This is a genomic window from Candidatus Aegiribacteria sp. (assembly GCA_021108005.1).
In the GTDB taxonomy this organism is placed as follows: Bacteria; Fermentibacterota; Fermentibacteria; order Fermentibacterales; family JCC-6; genus Aegiribacteria.
This window is the reverse complement of record JAIORS010000127.1, coordinates 1-2,443: the sequence shown is the minus strand read 5'-3', so window position 1 is coordinate 2,443 and position 2,443 is coordinate 1. Positions and strand designations below refer to the sequence as shown.

General features: G+C 36.1%; 1 protein-coding gene. It reads left to right on the top strand.

The genetic code is table 11. The annotated features are described in order from the left end of the window. The first annotated feature begins 194 nt into the window (after positions 1-194). Complete coding sequence (locus tag K8S15_07735; protein ID MCD4775928.1) at positions 195-2,084, top strand: hypothetical protein; 1,890 nt, start codon at positions 195-197, stop codon at positions 2,082-2,084. Positions 2,085-2,443: the final 359 nt, after the last annotated feature.

The window sequence follows — 2,443 nt, the reverse complement described above, 5'->3', positions numbered from 1 at the left end:
GGCGATCTATTCAGAATTTCAAAGAGCTGGTACTTTGATCATGAAACAAAAGTTTTACCTCAATATATTATGAGGTGACCTATCCCTCAATATTAATCAAGAGGGGGGGTACGCTTTTATAGCAAAGTTAGCAGGGGGATATACTTTTAAATTGTTAAATTCAGACATGTGCACATAAAACAAGGAAAGCAATTATGGATCAAATCACAAAAGGAATTCATGAAATATACGACACCCGTGAGAAATACATCATAGTTGGTTTAACTGGCCGTACAGGTTCTGGATGCACTACAACCGCTGAGATTTTAGCTACAGCTCGAGAAAAATTAAAACTATCTCAACCTCAATTGCTTGGGAATAACGAAAACGAGTCTCGTAAATTTTCTATTATAAAAAGATACGTAGAGAATAATTGGGTGCCTTTTGAAAAAATTGAAATCAAGAATATTATTACATCCTTTATCTTAGAAACAGCTAAAGAAAAATTTATTTCTTATATTTCTAACTTCATAGAACCTGATAACGAAGAAAAAAGAAAAATAATAACTGAATCATTTCTAAAAGAATGTGGTGTCGAATATGACAGTCACAGAAAAAAACGATTGGAACTTAAGAAAAGGGAAATTAAAGACATCAAGGAAAGGCATAGAAGAAATAAACTATTCTATTTTAAAGATTTACCCCCTTTCACTGAAAAACTTAAAAAGTGTTTAGATAACCTTTCCTCAAAAAACTATATAAAAGTCTTTCAAAAAGTTGGGGATAACATTCGTTCATCTGGTTGTGCAGTGTCAGATGAGTTTTCAGCAGAAAATATCTTTGCTATTTCGAAAAGAGTGAACAGGCTCCTTAAAATTTTTACCTATCAATCCATACACTCAAATACAAAGACCTTTGTTGTTATAGACACACTACGGAACCCATTTGAAGCACTTTATTTTAGAGAGAGATACTCCGCTTTTTATTTAATGGCCTTAAACACTGAAGACTCAACAAGAAAAGAAAGGCTTCAAATTCAAAATGACTTAAGTGCGAGTGAAATTGTAACTATTGATAATAAAGAATGGGATACAGTTAAGACTGAGTACTCTGAATTTGTCTCTCAAAACATCCAGAAGTGTTATGATTTAGCAGATATACATGTGTCAAATCCCCAGCTTGGTGCTGATGACTTTACTTATCTTCAATGGCAAATCGCAAAATTTATTGCGTTAATAATGCACCCTGGAATAATTATGCCATCCAGCATTGAGAGGTGTATGCAAATTGCGAATACTGCAAAACTTAATTCGGGCTGCTTAAGCAGACAGGTTGGAGCATGTGTTACAAATGCTTCTTTTTCTGTGAAAGCATTAGGTTGGAATACAACTCCTGAGGGGCAAACACCTTGTAGCCTACGCAATGTATATGATTTGATTTCCCATAAAGATGATAAAGCTTTTAGTCATTACGAAAATAATGATCTTGATTTTAGAACACTGACCAAAAAGATTTATGATAACGATGAAACAAAGAAAAAATTAATTCATTTGAATGGAAGAAATGTATCTTACTGTTTCAAAGACATAAAAAATGACTTAGACAAAGGAAAAAATCAAGTTCATACTATAGCTTTGCATGGTGAAGAAAATGCGTTTTTGCAAATAGTTAAGTATGGTGGACAAGGTATAAAGGGTGGCAAGCTATTCACAACATCTAGCCCATGCGAACTTTGTGCAAAAAAGGCATATCAACTAGGCATTGACGAAATATTTTTTATCGACCCGTATCCTGGAATATCTGAAAGTCATATTCTAAACTCAGGAATCAAGGTACCAGAATTGACAATGTTTAGTGGGGCTATTGGTCGAGCGTATCATCAAATCTACGAACCTATAATGCCCGTAAAAGATGAAATAAATTCAATTTTAAAAATCGAGTCAAAAGATTATTACAAAGAACTTAAAAAAGAAAACAAGAAATTAAAGGAAGAAAATGAACTGCTAAAAGGTATCCAAACTGAGGAAGAATCTAACCAGGCTAATTCTCGTGCCAAGATAAATCCGAGACCTTGGAATTGGGAGAAATCCCATGAAATTGGTTAATGTTATCCAGTGGGTGAGAGTCGTAATAGCTCAAGTCCCATCTAACTAAAGTTTAGCCAACAGGTTAGTAGTGAAGTCTGCGGGCAAAGCCAGAACGGGAGACCGGAATGGAAGTCCGAAGCCAGATGGATCAAGGGTGCAGGCTCTGTATTGAGCCCCGAAAAATGTATAGTTGTGGTCATTGGATAACCTCGCAAGAGGGAAAAGCCGACGCTTTGGATGCAGCGGAAGGCAGCAGTCCTGAATGCGCTATGGCAAGTATTCAGGACACCACCGGGGTCTTAGACCAGGGCATGTGTTCAAAGGGGTAGCTCGGGAACTTGGGAGATCCAAATGTTTCCTTGCGTAAAAGAACGGTA

Bases quoted from the DNA above. Each gene is read 5' to 3' on its own strand.
- K8S15_07735 (MCD4775928.1), top strand. From the start codon at position 195: ATGGATCAAATCACAAAAGGAATTCATGAAATATACGACACCCGTGAG.